Source organism: Streptomyces novaecaesareae (genome assembly GCF_000716875.1).
Taxonomy (GTDB): Bacteria; Actinomycetota; Actinomycetes; order Streptomycetales; family Streptomycetaceae; genus Kitasatospora; species Kitasatospora novaecaesareae.
In genome coordinates, this window is sequence record NZ_JNWQ01000018.1 from 45,704 (window position 1) to 64,888 (window position 19,185).

Here is a 19,185-nt window from a genome sequence, read left to right on the forward strand (position 1 = left end):
GATGGGACGGCGGTTCCGGCGGTGGCGGGCGGTCAGGCGCGGGCCAGCCGGTCGTAGAGGGCGCCCAGGTCGGCGGCGACCCGGGCGATGTCGTAGTGGCCGACGGCCGGGGGGTGCGGCAGCGGGTCGGCGATGTGCTCGCTCAGGTGCCGCAGGTCGCGCAGCGCGGCGGCGTAGGCGCCGGGCTCGGAGGGGATGCGGCGGGCCTGCGGGGCTGCGCTGGGCGGCAGTTCGTCGAGCGCCGGGCAGGCGCTGTGCCGCACCGGCAGCCCGGCCGCGAGGCCCTCCAGGACGCCGAGGCCGAAGGTCTCCGCGGTGGAGGGCGCAGCCAGCATGTCCAGGGCGGTCAGCAGCTCGGGCACGTCGTCGCGTTCGCCGGTGAGCAGCAGCCGCTCCCGGACGCCGAGTTCGTCGGCCCGGCGCTGCAGCGCGGCGCGCTCCGGGCCCTCGCCGACCAGCACCAGCCGGGTCGCCGGGTCGAGCTCGGCGAGCGCCTCCACCAGCACCTCGAAGCGCTTGCCGGGGACCAGCCGGCCCACCCCGCCGACCACCCAGCTCCCCTGCGGCAGGCCGAGTTCGGCCCGCAGCCGGCGGCGCGCGGCGGCCCGCTCGACGGGCGGGAGGCGGTAGCGGCCGGTGTCGATGCCGTTGGGGATCAGCTCGATCCGGGCCGGCGGGACGCCCCAGGCGCGCAGGGTCTGGGCGACCTGGCGGGAGACCGCGACGGTGGTGCTGCCGAGCCGCTCGGCCGCCAGGTAGAGGCCCTTGACGCCCCGGGTGACCGGGCGGCCCTCGATCACCCCGGCGTGCAGCGAGTGCTCGGTGGAGACCACCGCACGCACCCCGGCCAGCCGCGCGGCCAGCCGGCCGTACAGCTGCGCCCGGTAGAGGTGGGTGTGCACCAGGTCGTAGCGGCCGGCCCGGACCAGCCGGACCAGCCGGGGCAGCGCGCCGAGGTCCCGGTTGCCGCGCATGCCGAGGTGGTGGACGGTCACGCCGTCGGCGCGCAGGGCCGCGGCGACCGTGCCGGGGTTGGTCAGGGCGAGCACCTCGCACTGCTGGTGCGCCGGCAAGTGCCGCAGCAGCAGCTGGAGTTGGCGCTCCGCGCCGCCGGAGGCGAGCCCGGTGACGATGTGCAGCACCTTCATGGCCGGCGCTCCGTCCCCGCCCGCTCGCCTTCACGGCGCGCGCGGCGTAGCTCGGTGACGGCGTCGCGCAGCCGGAGCCGGCCCTTCTTGGCACGCAGCCGCCAGGCGCCGTCGCGGTCGCCGACGTAGCAGCGGGGCAGGGCGAAGCGGCCGGTGAGCGGGGAGTGCGCGATGGCACAGGCGTAGTCGTAGCCGGCGTCACGGACGGCCTGGGCGGCGGGCAGGTCGACGGCGCCGTACGGGTAGCAGAAGCCGGTGACCGGGCCGCCGACGACCTCCTCCAGTAGGCGCCGGCTCTCCCGGGCCTGCACCGCCAGGTCCTCGGCCGGCAGGCCGGGCAGCGCCTGGTGGCCGAGGCCGTGCGAGCCGATCTCCCAGCCGGCGGCGGCGAGTTCGGTGACCTCATGGACGGTGAGCAGCTTCTTGCGCGGGCCCTCGACGTCCCAGTCGTTGTCCCGCCCGAGCAGGTCGGGGACCACGTACGCGGTGGCGGTGAAGCCGTACGCCTGGAGGATCGGCACGGCGTACCGGGCGAAATCGGCGTAGCCGTCGTCGAAGGTGAGGCCGACCAGCCGGTCGTCCCGGCCGAGGGCGTGGGCCCGCATCAGCTCGCGGACCGCGACGCCGCGCCGGCCGGTCCGGTGCAGCCAGGCGATCTGCTCGGCGAACCGCTCGGGGCTGACGGTCAGTTGGTACGGGTCCTCCTTCTCGACCGCCACCGAGTGGTACATCAGGATCCACGGCGAGCCGGAGCCCGGGTTCGGTGGTTCGCCGACCGGGTGACGGCTCCTGGGCAGTCGTGCCCGGTGCGGCGGGACACTGCCGACGCCCTTCCGGGCCGAACGGACGGTTCCCCGTTCATTGTCCATCGGGACGCTTCCCTTCTTCGCCGATGGTTGGCTCGGCGGCGGTTGGCTCGGCGGCGGTTGGCGGGGTCCGGGCCGGCCCAACGGCCCGGGCGACGGCGAGGACCGGACCGCGCACCTCGCGGGCACCGAGACCGGTGCCGAGGGCGGCGAAGGCCAGCGCCACGGTGAGGCCCCCGAGGAGGGTCGAGAGCAGCGGGTCGACGGCCAGTCCGGCGGCGGCGGTGCCGAGCAGGCTGGCCCCGGCGGCGGCGGCCACCAGCCGGCCGTGGCCGCCGAGCACCCGGCGCAGCCGCAGCGGGATGCCGCGCAGCACCAGGCCGCGCAGCAGCAGCGCGGCGGTGGTGGTGATGCCGGCGGCGTTTCCGGCCGCGAGCCCCAGGGCGCCGAAACGGGACGTGGCGAGCAGGCCGGTGGCGACGGTGACGCCGAGGCCGAGCACCATGGCGGCGGCCGGGTACCAGTCCAGCAGTCGGCGGCCGCCGTCCTCGGTGGCCGGGTCGTCGGCCCGGCGGACCACCGGACGCAGCGAGAAGTACGGGCGGATCATCACGCCGATCAGCGCCTGGGCCGGCAGGCCGAAGCTGTACACCCGGATGACGTCGGCGGTGGCGGCGGTGTCGTGGGGGCCGAAGGCACCGCGCTCGAACAGCAGCGAGACCACGGAGGGGGCGCACGCCATCAGGAAGGCGGTGCCGAGCAGGACGACGGCCGCCGCCTGGCCGAGGTCCTTCTCCACCCGGTCGCGGGCGGCGGTGAGGTCCCCGGCGGCGAGCGCCCGGGCGACCAGCGGGAAGGTGACGGTGCAGATCAGGATGCCTGCCGTCATGGCGAGTTGGGAGACCTTGGCGGCGTAGTTGAGGTGCGAGATGGTGCCGGGCGGCAGCGCCGAGCCGAGGTAGCGCTCGACGAAGACCTGCGACTGGCGGGTCAGGGTGAAGGCGCCCACCGGCAGCAGGGCCAGCGGCATCAGCACCAGCGCCGGCCGGGGACGGCGGCCGCGGCCGCGGCCGGTGCCGGACGGGCCCCGGCGCAGCCCGCGCAGGAACGGGCCGACCAGCAGTCCGGCCATCAGCAGGCTGCCCGCCGCGACGCCGAGGGCGGCGGAGCTCACGCCGAGGGCGGAGTGGAAGCCGAGCAGGACGGCGAGGATGCCGAGGTTGTAGACGACGTAGATGCCGGCCGGGGCGGTGAAGCGGTGGTGGGCGCGCAGCGCGGCGGCCAGGTAGCCGACGACGCCGAAGGGCAGCACGGTGATCGCGGTGATCCGGGTGCAGGTGACGGCCAGGCCCGGGTCGGGCAGGCCGGGGGCGAGCAGCTCGACCAGTTGCGGGGCGCCGAGGGCGGCGGCCAGGGAGAGGCCGCTGAGCGCGATCAGCAGCCAGGGCAGGGTGGCGCGGACCAGCTGGCGGACCGGGTCCGGCGCGTCCGGGTCCTCCTCGCGCAGCACCAGGGCGAGGGCGAAGGCGGGCACCATGAGGAAGGACATGGCGTCCTCGATCAGCAGCGGTGCGGCCGTCTCGGGGACGGTCCAGGCGACCAGGAAGGCGTCGGTGCCCTGGTTGGCGCCGAAGTAGCGGGCCAGCAGGAGGTCGCGCAGCAGGCCGAGGCCGGAGCCGGCGGCGCTGAGCACGGCGGTGACGCCGAAGGCCTTGGCGAGGAAGCCGCCGCGGGGCGGCGGGCCGGCTCCGGGGGCCCACCGCCCGCCGGGGGCGCTGCGCGGGGCCGGGAGGGCGGGGGTCAGGGCGGCCGGCTGGTCGGTGGTCACGGTGTCATCGCCCGTTCGCCGCCGGGGCGCTCGGGGCGGCCCGCGTCCCCGGCGGCGGCGCGGGCGGCCAGGCCGAGGACGACGGAGGTCAGCACGGTGGTGGTGCCGCCGATGTCGGCGTACAGGAAGTCGACCAGCACCCAGGTGAGCAGGGCGAGCGCCGCGAGGCCGGGGCCGCGGGAGCGGCGCAGGCAGCCGATCAGGAGGGCGAGGAAGAGCGCGGCGTACGCGACGATGCCGATCAGGCCCTGCTCGCTGAGCACCAGGAAGTACATGTTGTGCGGGGAGAGCAGCGGCTCGCGCTGGAAGCCGATGGTGGCGTCGGCGGCGTCGCTGCCGGAGGACAGTCGCAGCGGGGCGTGGCTGTCGCGCAGCTGCTGGAAGGCCTTGGGGCCGGCGCCGTGCACGGGGTGGTCCTGCCAGATCCGCCCGGCGGTGGCCCACAGGTCGTAGCGGTCGGAGACGGACTGGTCGGGGGCGGCGGAGACGGAGCCGATCGAGCTGATCCGCTTGGTGACGCCGGAGCCGCCGAGGCCGAGGCCGCCGACCAGCACGACCACGGCGGCCAGGCCGAGGACGGCGCTGCGGACGGCGAGCCGGGCGTCGGCGCGCAGCAGTAGCACGGTGGCGGCGAGGCAGGTGGCGATCCAGCTGCCGCGGCTGAAGGAGACGGCGAGTGGGAAGGCGAGGAAGGCGGCGGCGGCGAACATCGCCCGCCGCAGCCGCGCGTTGCCGCCGGTGCCGCGTTCGCCGAGCGCGAGGGCGAGGGCGGCGAGCAGCCCGTAGCTGACCACCGTGGACATCGCCATGATGTCCAGCGCGCCGAAGGTGCCGACGGCGCGGATCGGCTGGCCGGTGTAGGAGGCGCCGGTGCGGGTGAGGTACTGGTTCGCGCCGACCACGCCCTGGACCAGGGCGGCGAGTACGAAGGAGCCGAGGACCAGGCGCTGGTCGGTGCGGTCGCGCAGCGAGCAGAGGACCCCGGCGGGCACCAGCACGAACACCTGGGTCAGCCGGACGAAGCCGGTGACGCTGGTGGCCGGGTCGATCGAGCCGACGGTGGCCACGGCGGCGGCGACGACGATCCCGCCGAACAGCAGGCAGGTGGTCCGGTCGACGGCGGGCAGCCGCCCGCGCAGCAGGTTCAGCGCGGTGAGGGCGACGAGGGCCAGCGAGGCGAGGTCGGCGGCGGTGATGTGGACGGCGGCCGTGACGTCCTTCTCGCCGGTGGGCACGCAGACCAGCAGGACGGTGGCCGCGGCGAGCAGGCTGGGCCGGTCCGCGACGGCGGGCAGGGCGCGCCGTAAGGATGGGCGGGGAAGGGCCGTGAGGGGCAGGGCCACGCGGTCAGCTCCCGTCCGGGTGGAGCATCAGGACCGCGGTGCGGCACAGGATCTTGACGTCCTGCCAGAGGCTCCAGCTCTCGATGTACCGGTTGTCGAACCGGGCCCGGTCCTCGATGGAGGTGTCCCCGCGCAGGCCGTTGACCTGGGCGAGGCCGGTGAGGCCGACCGGGACGCGGTGGCGGTCGGCGTACTCGGGGTAGGCCTGGCCGAACCGCATGACGAAGTACGGGCGTTCGGGGCGCGGGCCGACCAGGCTCATGTCGCCGCGCAGGACGTTCCACAGCTGCGGCAGCTCGTCCAGCGAGCTCTTGCGCATCAGTCGGCCGACGGCGCCCATCCGGTGGTCCTGGGCGATGTTCCAGCGGGTCGCCGACTCGTGCTCGTTGCTCGGGCGCAGGGTGCGGAACTTGAGGACGGTGAAGACCTTGCCGTCCAGCCCGGTGCGCTGCTGGCGGAAGAGCACGCCGGGGCCGGTGTCGAAGCGGACGGCGAGGGCGCAGAGCACCAGCACGGGGGCGAGCAGCAGCAGGCCGATCGCGGCGACGGTGATGTCCAGGGCACGCTTGGCGGCCCAGCCGGGGCGGCGCATCGCCGGGCGGCCGACCCGGAGGCAGGGGAAGCCCCACAGGTGGTCGGTGCCGGCGATCGGGGTGGTGGGCAGCGAGCCGTACTCACGGAGCGCCGGCACCAGCCAGACCTGGCAGCCGAGCCGGGCGGCCTCGCGCAGGGCGGTGGCGGTCTCGGCCTCGTCGCCGCCGCCGGCGGTGGCGATCACGTGCTGGATCCGGTGCCGGCGCACCTCGCGCTCCAGCACTTCGCAACCGCCGAGGACGGGCAGGTCGGTGTCGTCGGTCGGCAGTGGCGGGGCGGTGTCGAGGAAGCCGACCGGGCGCATCCCGTACTGGCGGTGCTCGCGGAGGGCGGCGGCGATCCGGCGGCCGAGCCGGCCGGCGCCGAGAACCAGGACGGGGCTGGGGCGGCTGCGGCGGATCCGCCGGACCATGTGGTAGAGGATCGCGCGGCCGACGCCGGCGATCAGCAGCTGGGCGCCGAGCAGGACGGTGAGGCGGGCCGGGGTGGCCGGGCCGCACTCGGGCCAGTGGCCGCCCAGGCAGCCGGACAGGGTGACCGCGAAGGCGGCGGCGACCACCGCCCGGGCGGCCAGCGCGGGCAGTTCGTCCAGGACGGACAGGGTGAGCCGGGAGCGGTAGAGGCCGCCGGCCAGGTTGAGCAGGAGCAGCAGGGGCAGGACGGCGGGGACGCCGAGCAGGGGGTCGAGCGGGGCGCCCGGGTCGAGGGCCCGGTTGGCGATGCCGGTGGCGGAGCACAACGCGATGGTGTCGGCCTGGACCAGGGCGAGCGGCAGGGCCAGCCGGTTGCGGACCGCCCCGCGGTGCCGGCGCGGCGCCGGGACCGCGCGCTGGCGCGCCGTTCCGGCCGGGCGGTCGAGCAGGCCGGTGCCGGGTCGGCGGGGGCCGGACAGCGGCCCGCCCGCTCGCGGCACACTGTCGTGGTCAATGGTCATCAGCGCACGATCTCCCCTGCTGTGTGCCCGGGGTGACGGTGCCCCGGCACCGATTGGCGCGGGGCCGTCCCGGCCCGGCGGGCGCGGTCCTGACAGCACCTGCTGCCGCTGGCGGCGTTCGGATCTCCCTCGGCGGGGCCGATCGCGACGGGACCGGTCACGAAAGACTCGGTTGCGAGGGGCTCGGCCGTGAATTCCCGGAAAAAAATATGAACGAAGCAGGCGAAATCCGACCATACATAACCCGATGGCACCGGCTGGAAGTTGACTTGCCGTTTCATTCCCGCCACCCATTAATAGTTACTTCGGATTTGACGCCTCGCCCCATATCCGGTTGAGGGTGCGAATACGACAACGCCGAAACGGCGGGCATTCACGGCATGTGAAACGATCAGATCCGCTCTGGGACACGGGACCGGCCCCGCCCCGCGGCCGGTCCGGCACCCAGCAGATGGCGGTAGAGGACGTCCACCTGTTCGACCACGGTGCGCACGTCATGACGGGCGACGACGTGGTCGCGCAGCCGTGCGCCGCGTCGCTCGCATTCGATCGGATCGGACAGCGCCTCGGCCATTCGGGTGGCGAGGGCCGGGGCGTCCTCGGACGGGACCACCGCCTGCTCCCGCTCCGACGGCGGCAGGCACTCCCGCGCACCCGGCACGTCGGTCAGCAGCACCGGACGGGCGGCCGCCATCGCCTCCAACGGGGCCAGCGCCATCCCCTCCCAGCGCGAGGGCAGCACCACCAGGTCCGCCGCCGCCAGCCACGGGCGCGGGTCCGCCACATCACCGACAAGCCGGACCCGGGAGGGCTCCGGGGTCGCCCGGACCAGCTCCGCCAGTCGCTGCTCCTCCGGACCGCCGCCGACCAGCGCCAGCCGGGCCTGCGGCACCCGGCGCAGCACCTCCGGCCAGGCGGCCAGCAGCACGTCCTGGCCCTTCTGCCGGCAGAGCCGCCCGACGCAGACCGCGAGCGGGGCGTCCAGGTCCAGGCCGAGCGCGATCCGGGCGGCCCGGCGGTCGGCGGGCGCGTAGTGCCGGACGTCCACGCCGTTGGGCACCACGGCCCAGTCGGCGTGCACCCCGGCGGCCACACCGTCGGCCCGCTCCTGGACGCTGACGCAGAGCAGCCGGTGCGCCCAGCGGGTGGCGAAGCGCTCCCAGCGCAGGGTGGCTGCGGCCAGCGCGCCGTCGACGGCGGCGAAGGACCAGGCATGCGGCTGGAAGACGGTCGGCACCGCGCCGCGCACCGCCAGCCGGCCGGCCAGCCCGGCCTTGGCGCTGTGCAGGTGGACCACGTCGGGCGCGGCCGCCCGGACGATCCGGCGCAGCCGCCAGGCCTCGGCGGCGGTGCCCGCGCCGGGCGAGCGCTCGGCCGGCCAGTCCTGGACCAGCGCGCCCACGGCGGTGGCCTCCTCGGCGAGCCGCCCGCCGCGCGGACAGGCGACCAGCACCCGGTGGCCGGCGGCGCGCTGCCCCCGGACCAGGTCGGTGACGACGCGGGCGACGCCGCCGTCCACCGGTTGCGAAATGTGAAGGATCGTCATATGCACGGCGGCGAGCCTAGGATGGCTCCCCCGCGCCGAGCGGCCCTCGTCACCCGCAGGTGGCGGTTCGGCCACCCGTACGGCTTGCTGCTCGTACGGGTGGCCGAGCCAATCGAATTTCGGGGCGATTCAGGCGTGTTGAAGAATGCACGGCTCGATTCGCGCGGCCCCGGCGATCACGGTGATCCCGGCGATCCCGGCGATTCCGGTTCCGGCGGTCCTCAGCGGAATTCGGCGGGCCTCAGCAGAACTCAGCGGGGCTCAGCGGACCTCGGCGGCCAGGTTGGCCAGCACCTGGTCGTGGATCCGGTTCAGGCCCTTCGGGGCGAAGGTGCGCTCGAAGAAGCCGCCGATGCCGGTCGCGCCCTGCCAGGTGGCGGTCACGGTGACCTTGGAGCGGCCCTCGCCGACGGCCGAGACGGTCCAGGTGATCACCATGCTGGAGTTGGCGTCCTTCTCCACCAGCCGGTCGGGCGTGGGCGCCGAGACGGTGAACAGGCAGTCGCGCACCCGCTTCTCGGTGGCCTGCAGCTTCCAGTGCACCTGGGTGCCCGCGCCGGTGCCGCCGACCCGGACCTCGTACTCGCTGTACTGCGCGGGCAGCAGCTTCGGGCGGGTCACCTGGTAGTCGGCCAGCGCCTCGTACACCCGCTCGGGGGTGGCATCGTAGACCCGCTCGGTGGTGGCCTGCACCTGTCCCATGACCTTGCTCTCCTCGTGTGGTGGGTCGCGCTCTCACCGGCAAGCCAATCACAGGGTCACGCCCGTGACGCGGCGGGATAGGGTGGCCGGTGTGCTCGATCTGGTGACTGCGGTGCGCTACGTCGACCCCCTGCGGGCCGGCGGCTCGGTGCCCGGTGTGGTGGAGACCGACGACCTGGGAACGTACGTGGTCAAGTTCACCGGGGCCGCGCAGGGCCGCAAGGCGCTGATCGCCGAGGTGATCGTGGGCGAGCTGGCCCGGCGGCTGGACCTGCGGGTGCCGGAGCTGCGGCTGGTGGACTTCGACCCGGTCGTCGCCGCGGACGAGCCGGACACCGAGATCCAGGACATGCTCAAGGCCAGCGCCGGCCTCAACCTCGGCATGGACCTGCTGCCCGGAGCGCGGGACTACCGGCCCGGGCTGGTCCCGGTGGACTCCGTCGAGGCCGGCCGGGTGGTCTGGCTGGACGCGCTCACCGGCAACGTCGACCGCACCGTGCACAACCCCAACCTGGTGGTCTGGCACCAGCGGCTCTGGCTGATCGACAACGGCGCCGCGCTGATCTTCCACCACCGTTGGGCGGGCGCCGAGGCGGCGGTCGGCAAGCGCTACGACCTCAGCGCGCACGCGCTCGGCGGCTCGGCCCCGGACGTCCGGCTGGCCGACGAGGAGCTCGGCCCGCTGGTCACGGTGCCGCTGCTGGAGGAGGTGCTGGCCCTCGTCCCGGACGAGTGGCTGGCCGACGAGCCCGGCTTCGACTCGGTGGACGCCGTCCGGCACGCGTACGTCGCCCACCTGGCCGCCCGGGCGGTGCTCTCCGAGGAGTGGCTCCCGGAGGGCTTCGCCACGCCCGATCAGCTGCGCGAGGCCGAACGGCGGCGGGCGGCCCGGACCCGGGCCGGGCGGCCGGCCTGGCTGCGGGACGTGCCGGACCTGCACGGCAAGCCGTCGGTGGAGACGGCCTGGGAGCACCACTTCGACGAGGAGTAGGGCCCCGGGCGTCAGCCGATCGCGGGGCGGACCCAGCCGAAGTACTCGACCGCGGTGCCGAGCAGCAGGCCGAAGGCGATCACCGGGAACCTGACGTCCCGGGGCAGCCCCTGTGTCCGGGCGATCAGGGCCGCGAGGCCCAGCCCGACCAGCGGGCCCACGGTGAGCAGCAGCACGAGGGGCAGCACCGCGACGGCCGGACCGCCGGCGGCCAGGCCCATCACCGCGACCACCAGGCCGCCGGTCGCGACGGTGGCGAGCATCGGGGCGGCGAGCAGCAGTTGACCCACACCCAGGGCCAGGGCGAGCCGGTTGCGCCGGCCGGGGGCGGCCGGGCCGCCGGGAAGGGCCTGCTCGCCGGGACGGGTCTGTGCCATGCCGATCGACTCCTGTGGTGGCTCCGGTGGGTACGGATCCATCCTGGGCGGCGGGCGCGGCGGCGGCCTGAGTACGGGTACTCAAACGCGACCGGGGAGCGGGGCCCAGTGGCCCCGCTCCCCCGCTCAGCGGTCAGGAGTCGCCGTGGTCAGCGCCTCAGCGCCACCACTGGACCGCCTTCTCGGCGTTGATGATGCCGGCGCCGTAGAAGCCGTTGTCGTCCGCGCCGCCCTCACAGGTGGCCTTCCACTGGCCGGCGCCGCCCGGGTTGAACTCGCCGGTCGGGCAGGCGTGGGACTCGGCCTGGTTGGTGAGCATCTCGGTCAGCTCGTCGGGGCTGGCCCACGGGAAGGTGCTGGCGAGCAGGGCGAGCACGCCGGTGGTGTGCGGCGCGGCCATCGAGGTGCCCTGCATGTAGCCGTACTTGCCACCGGGGATGGTGGACAGGATGCGGCCGTCCTTGTCCGGGGTGTTCGGGATCTGGTAGCGCTTGTCGCCACCCGGCGCGGCGACGGTCACGACGCCCTTGCCGTAGCTGGAGTAGTACGACTTGTCGCCGTTGACGCCCACCGAGGAGACGGCGATGACGCCCGGCAGCTCGGTCGGGAGCGACAGGCAGTCGTTGCCGACCGGACGGGTGCCGGGGGTGGTGTCGTCCGGGCTGGAGACGTCGGTGGTCTTGTGCGCCAGGTCGATGTTCTCGTTACCCGCGGCGGCGACGTTGAGGACGCCCTTGCGCTGCGAGAACGCGACGGCCTTGCGGACGGCGGCGCTGATCGCGGCCTGGTCCTTGTCGTTCGGGCAGTTGAACATCCACGGGTCGACGTAGTAGCTGTTGTTCGTCACCTTGAAGCCGTGCTCGCCGGCCCAGACGAAGCCGCAGACCGCGTACTCGGGGTAGATGAACCCGCCGTCGTCGACGACCCTGACGGCGGCCAGCTTGACGTTCGGGGCGATGCCGACGATGCCCTTGCCGTTCTTGGCGGCGGCGATGGTGCCGGCCACGTGGGTGCCGTGGGCGCCGTCCGGGCCCGGCTGCCAGGCCTTCCAGTCGGTGTTCGGCTTGCCGCCGTCGATGCAGGAGACCGACTGCGAGGCGTCCACGTTGGCGGCCAGGTCCTCGTGCGTGGCGTCGATGCCGGAGTCCAGCACGCCGACGGTGACGTTGCGGCTGCCCAGCGAGATCTTGTGGGCCTTGTCGACGCCGATCTGGCGCATGTCCCACTGGTTGGCCTCGTACGGCTCCTCGCCGGGGGCGGGCGCGGCGGTGGGCTCGGCGGCGACCTCGGCCTGCTGCTGGTCGGCGGCCGTGATGCCCTTGGTGCGGCTGGCGCCGACGGAGTCGACGCCCTTGGCCAGGCGCAGCTTCTCGGCGAACTTGGTGTCCGTCGAGCGCGCGATGACGACGCCGATCTGGTCGTACGAGTAGACGACCGTGCCGCCGAGGCTCTTGACGGCCTGCTCGACCTTCTGCACCTGGCCGTGGTTGGCCTTGGTGTTGACGACGTAGCTGAGCAGCGGACCGGTCGTCGGGTCGGCGGAGGGGGCCGCGACGGCGGTGCCGGCCGGGAGCGCGAGGGCGCCGGCGGTGGCGAGCACGACGCCCACTGCCGCGTACCGGGTCCGGCTGATCCGAGGAACTCTCATTGGGGTTGGCCCTCCCGAGTCGTCATGCGGCAGCTGCGGTTGACAGGTGCGCAGGGAATGACCGGGACGTTAATGAATATTCGATGAGATGCGCAAGAGGTAGTCATCTAATCGTCACATCTAGATCAGCAACGAAGACCGGAAGTCCGCAGGTGAACAAGGGAAACAGGGGCAAGATTGTTAAAAAGTGATGGTTCGCCGACGTTCGGCCATGCACGTGGAATCGGCGACCGACCACTCGACCGCACCGCCGCGGAGCAGCTACAACGCGTACAGCCGACGCGCGTTGTCGGCGGCGATCAGCCGCGTCAGTCGCTGTGCATCGGCCGTGGAACACGCACCGTCCGTCTGCCAACGATCCAGCAGCGCACCAAGTCCGTAACGGAACTGACAGGTGCCCACCAAGAAAAACTCGGGTAGCCCGTAAGCGTCCGTGGAGAACAGCAATTTGCCGAACGGTGCCAGTTCCAGCATCTCACCCAGCACCGCCGCCACCCGCGGGCCGGTGTAGGAGGCCGTCAGCCCGAGGTCGGTGTACACCGTCGGAAAGGCCTGGGCCAGCCAGGCGGCCTGCCGGTGGTACGGGTAGCAGTGCAGCAGCACCAGCGGGACGCCGCTGGGCTCGGCGGCGCGCACGAAGTCCGTCAGCAGGGACGGGTCGGCCCGGTGCAGGGTGAGGTCCGGATCGCCGAAGCCGGTGTGGAGCTGCAGCGGCAGGCCCAGCTCGGCGCAGACGTCCACGGCCGTCCAGAGCAGGTGGTGCAGCAGGACCGGATCGGTCAGCCGCTGCCGCCCGCCGCGCAGCCGGGCGCCGGCGGCGGCCACCACGGCCGACCGGGCGGGCCGTTCGGCGGGGGCGGCCAGGCCGTGCCGGTAGGCGAGCACCGACTTGACCGCGACGGCCCCGCCCGCGGCCGCCGCCAACGCCTCCGCCACCGCCCGCGGCCAGTCCTCGGCACCGGCCGTGACCGTCTCGGCGACCGCCTCCAGCCGGACCACCTCGCGCACCGACGCCCCCGCGGCCTCGGCCAGTTCGCCGAGGGGCAGCAGCGGCAGGCCCGCGGCGGCGGTCAGCCCGGTGTCCACCAGGCAGGTGTCCAGCCCGGCCGCGCCGAGCAGCCGCCGGGCGGCCTCGGCGGCGCCCAACTCGCGCCGCCGGGCCAGGTAGTCGGCGGCCGGGGCGTGCGCCGGCAGGCCGAGCACCGGCGGGCACCAGCGTCGTACGGCGAGGCCCAGCGCGCTGTCGAAGGGCGAACAGCCGGGAGCGGGCGGACGGTCGGACTCGGTGAGCAGCCCGGCCAGGGCGTCGTCGGCGAGGTCGGCCGCCACCACGCTGTGGCAGTGGTGGTCGACCAGCGCGAGCGCCCCTTCGGGTGACGCGAGCCGCAGCCGGGCCACCGCTCAGTACCGCCAGCGCGTCGCCGCCACCGACTCCTCGGGCGTGGCGGCGGCGAACTGCTCGCCCTCCGCCCGGCGCACCGCCAGCACCGCCTGGTACAGCGGCTCGCCGAGGGCCTCGCGCAGCACCGCCGAACGCTCGTACGCGGCCAGCGCCTCGGCCGGGCTCTGCGGCAGCCGGGGCACCGTGCCGGGCTCGGCGGCCGCTGGATCCCCGGTGAACTCCGGTGGCAGCGCCAGCCGTTGGTCCAGCCCGGCGAGGCCGGCCGCGAGCACCGCGCCGACCGCGAGGTACGGGTTGGCGCTGGCGTCGAAGCACTTGACCTCGGCGTTGGCGGCGGTGGCCCGCTCCCCGGTGGACCCCGTGACCAGGCGCAGCGCGGCCTCGCGGTTCTCCAGGCCCCAGCACTGGTAGGCGCCGGCCCACTGCGAGGGCACCAGCCGCAGGTACCCGGCCGGGCTGGAGCAGCCCAGCACCAGCAGCTCGGGCAGCGCGTCGAGGACCCCGGCGAGGAAGCCCTCGGCCTCGGCGGTCAGACCGTGCGGCCCGGGGCCGCCGTGGCCGAGGTTGCGCTCGCCGCGCCAGAGGCTGAGGTGCAGGTGCCCGCCGTTGCCGACCGCGCCCGCCTCGACCACCGGCGCGAAGGAGACCCGCAGGCCGTGCCGGGCGGACACGGCCCGGATGGTGTGCCGGACCAGGACGGAGGTGTCCGCGGCGCCGACCGGGCCCTCGGAGGCGACCGAGACCTCGAACTGGCCCGGGGAGTACTCGGGGTGGATCTGCAGGACGCTCAACCCCTGCGCGCCGAGGGCACGCAGGACGTCCCGCAGGTAGTCGGAGAGGTCGGTGAGCCGGTGCATCCCGTACGCGGGGCCGTGCGTGGGGTACTGCGGCTCCTCCTGCGGGGAGCCGGCGAGGGCGACCACCCACTCGACCTCGATGGCGGCCTTGAGGCTGAGCCCGCGCCCGGCCGCCGCGGCCTCCATCCGGCGGGCGAACAGCCGCTGGCAGCCCGGGTGCGGGGCGCCGGTCTGGGTGTACCTGTCCCCCGGGGCCCAGGCCCAGCCGGGCTGGGCGGCCAGCGGGACGACCCGCTCCAGGTCGGGGTAGAGCCTGAGGTCCCCGGTGGGGCCGCCGATGATCGGGCTGGTGGTGATCGCGTCGTCGGCGAGGAAGACGTCGAAGCAGGGCGCGGTGCCGACGCCCCACTGCGCGGCGTGCGTCAGCGCGGCCAGTGGCACGGCCTTGACCCGGGTGACGCCCGCGTTGTCCACCCAGGTGACGGCCACCGCCTCGACCGCGGCGGTGCGCAGCCGGTCGGCGGCCGCATCGGCGCGCTCGGCCCGTTCGGCGCGCGGGGGCAGCGCGACGGCGGCCGCGGCGTCGGCGGGGCCGGGCGGCTCGGTGGAGCCGGCGGTGGCGGTTCCGGTGGTCATGTCACCATGCTGCCCCGGCGGTTGGGCTTGTGTAACTCCCCTATCGGGTGGTCCGGACGGACGACCGTCCGTCCGTTCACTCGTTCGGGGCGAACCGGGCCGTCAACTCCCCCGCGGTGATCCGCTCCAGGGCGTCCGGGGCGGCGTCCGTCGGGCCCGGGTAGAGCCGGCAGAACGTGCCGTGCGCGCCGGCCGGGGCGGGCACGTCGGCGTGCACCAGCGCCGCGAACGCCTTGGCGCCGGTGAGGCGTTCGGCGATCAGCCGGGCGGTGTCGTCCGGCCGCTGCTCGGTGCGCCGGTCGCTCACGTGGCGCCCGCGCAGCCGCTCGGTGTGGGTGCGGGCCTGGAGGTCGACGATCATCGGCACACAGATCCTGGCGTCCCCGGCGAGGTCCAGCCGCTGGCGGAGGGGACGCCCTCGGGGAAGCTGCGGAACAGCGGCTGGTGGCTGCGGTTGGCGCCGAGCAGCGCGTCGATCCGCCACAGCAGTCGGGTGCCGGCCGCGGACAGGTCCAGCGGGCGCAGCCGGCCGAGGGCGGCGCGCAGGTCGCGGGTCAGTACGTAGCCGCGCTGCGCCAGGTCGGCTTCCAGTGCCCCGAGCTCCTGGGCCGACCACGGCAGCGGTTCCTCGGGTGCGGCGCCGGGTGCGACCCGAACCATCCCGTGACGGCGCAGCAGGTAGGCGTCCAGCCCGGTCTCGGGCTCCACGGCGCTCGGCTTCTTCACAGCTCTTCCCCCGGCAGGTACGACGAAGCGGGGGCGGAGAGTGGGCGCACTCGGGTTCATTGCGGAGATGAGTGAGAAGGAAGCACGCCACGGAGCCGCCCCCGCGCCGATCACCCCAGCGAACGCCCGCCCCGCCCCCCCGAACGGTTTTCCGCCCGCAGCCCCCTTCCTACCGGCGAGTAGCTTCGCTACAGTGGCCGCACGCACCACCGTCGGGCTTCGGGAGCCGCACCGACGGGGCTCGCGGTCGCCGTGTCTGCGGCGCTCGCGCGGTGCGTCTTCACCGGCCGGTGCCGCGAACCGCGGCGGGCCGGGTTCTCTTCCTCGTATCAGAGCCGCTTCCTTCACCTTCGAGCGCCTGAGTACCACGGCACACCCGCAGTTCGGCCGGAGCGGACCGGCCGCTGCCCGGTGCGCCGGAACCCGTCATCTCCCCAGCCCCCGCGCGTGGACCCTCCTCCGGCGGCGGCCGCCCCCGTCGTACGGGCGCGGCGGCCTGCCCGCCGGAGCACGCGCGGGCTCTCATGACTAGGAGTCAGGACCATGGAGCGTCCCTTCCCCACGGTGGCCGTGGTCGGCCTCGGCACGATGGGTGCCGGTGTCGCGGTGGCGGTCGCCAAGAGCGGCCGCCGGGTGATCGGCATCGAGGCCACCGAGGACTCGGCCGCCCGGGCGCTGGCCCGGATCGAGGAGGCCACCGCGCACGCGGTCGACCGGGAGCGGATCACCGCCGAGGAGCGCACCGCGCTGCTCGCGCTGATCTCGGTCGGCCACGAGCTGACGGCCGCCGCCGCGGCGGACCTGGTGATCGAGGAGGTGCCCGAGCAACTGGAGCTGAAGCGGGAGGTCTTCGCCGAGCTGGACCGGATCTGCCCGGAGAGCACCGTGCTGGCCACCGGCACCACCGCGCTCTCGGTGACCCGGATCGCCGCCGCGACCGCCCGTCCGGAGCGCGTGCTGGGCCTGCACTTCTTCAACCCGGTGCACACCATGAAGCTGGTCGAGGTGGTCCGCACCGTGCTGACCTCCGCGCAGACCGCCGAGGACGCCGCGGCCTTCGCCCGGGACCTCGGCAAGGAGCCGGTGGCAGCCGGCGACCGGGCCGGCTTCGTGGTGAACGGCCTGCTGTTCGCCTACCTGAACCAGGCCGCGGCGATGTACGAGTCCAAGTACGCCTCGCGGGAGGACATCGACGCGGCGATGCGGCTCGGCTGCGGCCTGCCGATGGGCCCGCTGGCGCTGCTCGACCTGATCGGCATCGACACCGCCCGCACCGTCCTGGAGGCGATGTACGAGCAGTCCCGGGACCGCCTGCACGCCCCCGCCCCGATCCTCGGCCAGCTGGTCGCGGCCGGGCTGCTGGGCCGCAAGACCGGCCGCGGCTTCTACGCCTACGAGGCGCCGGGCTCCTCCAGGGCCGTGGACGCGGCCACCGGGCCGGCCCTGCCGAAGGTGCCGGGCCGCGAGGTCCGCACCGTCGGTGTCTGCGGCTCGGGCACCATGGCCACCGGCATCGCCGAGGTGTTCGCCAAGGCCGGGCACCCGGTGCTGCTGGCCGCCCGCAGCCAGGAGAAGGCCGACCGGGCCAAGGCGCAGCTGGCCAAGTCCCTGGAGCGTTCGGTCTCCAGGGGCCGGATGGCAGCCGAGCAGCGGGACGCCGCGCTGGCGCTGGTGACCCCGGTCGGCCAGTACGCCGAGCTGGCCGGGGTCGACCTGGTGGTCGAGGCGGTCGCCGAGGACCTGGCGGTCAAGCGGGAGCTGTTCGCCACCCTGGACAAGATCGTCAAGCCGGGCGCAGTGCTCGCCACCACCACCTCCTCGCTGCCGGTGATCAGCTGCGCGACCGCCACCTCGCGGCCGCAGGACGTGATCGGCATGCACTTCTTCAACCCGGCGCCGGCCATGAAGCTGGTCGAGGTGGTCTCCACCGTGCTGACCGCGCCGGACGTCACCGCGACGGTGCTGGAGCTGACCGCCAAGGTCCGCAAGCACCCGGTGGAGTGCGGCGACCGGGCCGGCTTCATCGTCAACGCACTGCTCTTCCCCTACCTGAACGACGCGGTGCGGATGCTGCAGGAGCACTACGCGACGGTCGACGACATCGACACCGCGATGAAGCTCGGCTGCGGCTACCCGATGGGCCCCTTCGAGCTGCTGGACGTGGTCGGCCTGGACGTCTCGCTGACCATCGAGCAGGTGCTGCACCAGGAGTTCCGCGAGCCCGGCCTGGCCGCCGCGCCGCTGCTGGAGCACCTGGTCGCGGCGGGCTGCCTGGGCCGCAAGACCGGCCGCGGCTTCCGCGACCACGCGCGCCGGTGACCACGCCCCAGCCCGGGGGCGACGCGGCGCACGGGGGTGCACCCTCCGCACGCCCCGGCTGGAGCCCCGGGACGGTGTCCTCCCGCTGGCCGCGGCCGGCGGTGACCGGCCCGGTCGCGTCGGTGCGCCGGGGAAGGGCCGTGGCCGTGCCCCCGGGGCCGTGTAGCGTTCCGGACATGGATCGGGTTCAGTCAGCCTCCCCGCAGCACCCCGCCGGTTCGCACGGCGCCGACCGGACGGCCCCCTCGACCGGGGGCACCGGACCGGAGGGCGGGCCGGGCAGCCGCCGGGCGGCGGCGCAGCGCCAGCAGATGCGCCAGGACCTGGCCACGGCCGCGATGGAGCTGTTCGCCTCGCAGGGCTACGAGGAGACCACGGTCGACCAGATCGCGGCCGCCGCCGGGGTGGCCCGGCGCACCTTCTTCCGGTACTTCCGGTCGAAGGAGGAGGCGATCTTCCCGGACCACGACGACACCCTCGTCCGGGTGGCGGACCTGCTGGCCAGCGCCGAGCCGGAGGAGCACCCGCTGGACGTGGTCTGCCGCGGCATCAAGGAGGTGCTGCGGATGTACGCCTCCACGCCGGGGGTGTCGGTCGCGCGGTACCAGCTGATCCGTCAGGTCCCGGCGCTGCGCGAGCGGGAGATCGCCGTGGTGGCCCGCTACGAGCGGCTGTTCACCCGCTACCTGCTGGGCCGCTTCGACACCGGGGAGTCCATCCCGTCCGGCTGGCAGCGCGGCGGCGAGGACGACTCGATGCTGGCCGAGGTCTCGGCGGCGGCGGTCGTCGCGGCGCACAACCACGTGCTGCGGCGCTGGCTGCGAGCCGGCGGCCGCGGGGACGTGGAGGCGCAGCTGGACCACTCGTTCGAGGTGATCCGGCGGACCTTCTGGGCCTCCAGCGCGCCCGGTGCCAGACGCCGGGGATCTCTGGTGGCACCCGGTGCCAGTGGGACACCAGGGGACGTCCTGGCCGAGAGCGCACTGAGTGCCAGCCCCGGAGGTGAGGTGCTCATCACAGTCGCCCGGACGGACGCCCCGCTGGAGGTCGTGGTGGACAGCATCCGGGCCGCACTGAGCAGCGCCAGGGGGTAACAGGCTCAGCATTTACGCAGGTCAGAGCAGCATCAAAGGCCCGCGCCGATTCTTCGGCGCGGGCCTTTCGCATGCTCGCGCAACGCGCGTCGAGCGCCGTTTCGGCCCGTTTCGGACCGCCGGAATTCCTGGCACCCGGTGTCTTTACGAGTGGCACAGGGTGCCACTACCTTGTTACTCACCAGTCGCGGCGCCGCGGCTCCCCACCTCGGCGCGCCGTCGTCCGGCGTTCCCACACCCCGGGAACAGAGCCAGCGGGCAGCGCCCGTCACGAGCAGAGCCCGTCACGAGCAG

General features: G+C 74.5%; 16 protein-coding genes. 3 read left to right on the forward strand and 13 right to left on the reverse strand.

Annotated features, from left to right (window positions below; genetic code table 11):
• Positions 1-32: 32 nt before the first annotated feature.
• From OP86_RS09135 to OP86_RS09165, 7 genes are all read right to left on the reverse strand, one after another.
• Entirely contained in the window at positions 33-1,148 is a 1,116-nt protein-coding gene (locus OP86_RS09135; RefSeq protein ID WP_030257950.1) for a glycosyltransferase, read from the reverse strand.
• Positions 1,145-2,017, reverse strand: coding sequence for a polysaccharide deacetylase family protein (locus OP86_RS09140; protein ID WP_078588825.1), 873 nt, complete (start codon positions 2,015-2,017; stop codon positions 1,145-1,147). Before OP86_RS09140 ends, OP86_RS09135 begins: the two co-directional genes overlap by 4 nt.
• Entirely contained in the window at positions 2,007-3,782 is a 1,776-nt protein-coding gene (locus OP86_RS09145; RefSeq protein ID WP_063832332.1) for a lipid II flippase MurJ, read from the reverse strand. The genes OP86_RS09140 and OP86_RS09145 overlap by 11 nt, the downstream gene beginning before the upstream one ends.
• Positions 3,779-5,125 carry an O-antigen ligase family protein gene (locus OP86_RS09150; RefSeq protein WP_030257955.1) on the reverse strand — a complete coding sequence of 449 codons (1,347 nt, stop codon included), beginning with the start codon at positions 5,123-5,125 and terminating at the stop codon, positions 3,779-3,781. The genes OP86_RS09145 and OP86_RS09150 overlap by 4 nt, the downstream gene beginning before the upstream one ends.
• 4 nt (positions 5,126-5,129) lie before the next feature.
• On the reverse strand, positions 5,130-6,653 hold the full coding sequence (locus OP86_RS09155) for a sugar transferase (protein ID WP_030059954.1): 1,524 nt from the start codon (positions 6,651-6,653) through the stop codon (positions 5,130-5,132).
• Between the two features lie 391 nt (positions 6,654-7,044).
• Positions 7,045-8,199: a glycosyltransferase gene (locus OP86_RS09160; RefSeq protein WP_030059955.1), complete on the reverse strand. Its 1,155-nt coding sequence runs from the start codon at positions 8,197-8,199 to the stop codon at positions 7,045-7,047.
• Between the two features lie 261 nt (positions 8,200-8,460).
• Positions 8,461-8,901, reverse strand: a complete 441-nt coding sequence (locus tag OP86_RS09165; protein ID WP_030059956.1) for an SRPBCC family protein — start codon at positions 8,899-8,901, stop codon at positions 8,461-8,463.
• 91 nt (positions 8,902-8,992) lie between these two features.
• Here OP86_RS09165 and OP86_RS09170 point away from each other — a divergent pair, with 91 nt between their 5' ends.
• Entirely contained in the window at positions 8,993-9,892 is a 900-nt protein-coding gene (locus tag OP86_RS09170; protein ID WP_033331428.1) for a HipA family kinase, read from the forward strand.
• An 11-nt stretch (positions 9,893-9,903) separates the two neighbouring features.
• On the opposite strand, the gene OP86_RS09175 is transcribed toward OP86_RS09170, so the two are convergent.
• From OP86_RS09175 to OP86_RS09200, 6 genes are all read right to left on the reverse strand, one after another.
• Entirely contained in the window at positions 9,904-10,269 is a 366-nt protein-coding gene (locus OP86_RS09175; RefSeq protein WP_030059958.1) for a hypothetical protein, read from the reverse strand.
• Positions 10,270-10,426: 157 nt separating this feature from the next.
• Complete coding sequence (locus OP86_RS09180; protein ID WP_051829882.1) at positions 10,427-11,917, reverse strand: S8 family peptidase; 1,491 nt, start codon at positions 11,915-11,917, stop codon at positions 10,427-10,429.
• 261 nt (positions 11,918-12,178) lie between these two features.
• On the reverse strand, positions 12,179-13,315 hold the full coding sequence (locus OP86_RS09185; RefSeq protein WP_234434955.1) for an amidohydrolase family protein: 1,137 nt from the start codon (positions 13,313-13,315) through the stop codon (positions 12,179-12,181).
• A gap of 3 nt (positions 13,316-13,318) precedes the next feature.
• Positions 13,319-14,752: a type I glutamate--ammonia ligase gene (locus OP86_RS09190; RefSeq protein WP_078588833.1), complete on the reverse strand. Its 1,434-nt coding sequence runs from the start codon at positions 14,750-14,752 to the stop codon at positions 13,319-13,321.
• Between the two features lie 76 nt (positions 14,753-14,828).
• The gene (locus OP86_RS09195) at positions 14,829-15,113 is read right to left on the reverse strand and encodes a hypothetical protein (protein ID WP_033331430.1); all 285 of its coding nucleotides are present in this window, start codon (positions 15,111-15,113) and stop codon (positions 14,829-14,831) included.
• Positions 15,110-15,478: a hypothetical protein gene (locus OP86_RS09200; protein ID WP_030059965.1), complete on the reverse strand. Its 369-nt coding sequence runs from the start codon at positions 15,476-15,478 to the stop codon at positions 15,110-15,112. Before OP86_RS09200 ends, OP86_RS09195 begins: the two co-directional genes overlap by 4 nt.
• A gap of 543 nt (positions 15,479-16,021) precedes the next feature.
• Here OP86_RS09200 and OP86_RS09205 point away from each other — a divergent pair.
• Both OP86_RS09205 and OP86_RS09210 read left to right on the forward strand, forming a co-directional pair.
• A complete protein-coding gene (locus tag OP86_RS09205; RefSeq protein ID WP_030257967.1) occupies positions 16,022-17,797 on the forward strand; it encodes a 3-hydroxyacyl-CoA dehydrogenase family protein in 1,776 nt (591 codons plus the stop codon).
• Positions 17,798-17,973: 176 nt separating this feature from the next.
• On the forward strand, positions 17,974-18,891 hold the full coding sequence (locus OP86_RS09210) for a TetR family transcriptional regulator (protein WP_030059968.1): 918 nt from the start codon (positions 17,974-17,976) through the stop codon (positions 18,889-18,891).
• Positions 18,892-19,185: the final 294 nt, after the last annotated feature.

Bases quoted from the DNA above. Each gene is read 5' to 3' on its own strand.
- OP86_RS09190 (WP_078588833.1), bottom strand. From the start codon at position 14,752: ATGACCACCGGAACCGCCACCGCCGGCTCCACCGAGCCGCCCGGCCCC.
- OP86_RS09165 (WP_030059956.1), bottom strand. From the start codon at position 8,901: ATGGGACAGGTGCAGGCCACCACCGAGCGGGTCTACGATGCCACCCCC.
- OP86_RS09175 (WP_030059958.1), bottom strand. From the start codon at position 10,269: ATGGCACAGACCCGTCCCGGCGAGCAGGCCCTTCCCGGCGGCCCGGCC.
- OP86_RS09180 (WP_051829882.1), bottom strand. From the start codon at position 11,917: ATGAGAGTTCCTCGGATCAGCCGGACCCGGTACGCGGCAGTGGGCGTC.
- OP86_RS09210 (WP_030059968.1), top strand. From the start codon at position 17,974: ATGGATCGGGTTCAGTCAGCCTCCCCGCAGCACCCCGCCGGTTCGCAC.
- OP86_RS09205 (WP_030257967.1), top strand. From the start codon at position 16,022: ATGGAGCGTCCCTTCCCCACGGTGGCCGTGGTCGGCCTCGGCACGATG.
- OP86_RS09160 (WP_030059955.1), bottom strand. From the start codon at position 8,199: ATGACGATCCTTCACATTTCGCAACCGGTGGACGGCGGCGTCGCCCGC.
- OP86_RS09155 (WP_030059954.1), bottom strand. From the start codon at position 6,653: ATGACCATTGACCACGACAGTGTGCCGCGAGCGGGCGGGCCGCTGTCC.
- OP86_RS09135 (WP_030257950.1), bottom strand. From the start codon at position 1,148: ATGAAGGTGCTGCACATCGTCACCGGGCTCGCCTCCGGCGGCGCGGAG.
- OP86_RS09195 (WP_033331430.1), bottom strand. From the start codon at position 15,113: ATGATCGTCGACCTCCAGGCCCGCACCCACACCGAGCGGCTGCGCGGG.
- OP86_RS09140 (WP_078588825.1), bottom strand. From the start codon at position 2,017: ATGGACAATGAACGGGGAACCGTCCGTTCGGCCCGGAAGGGCGTCGGC.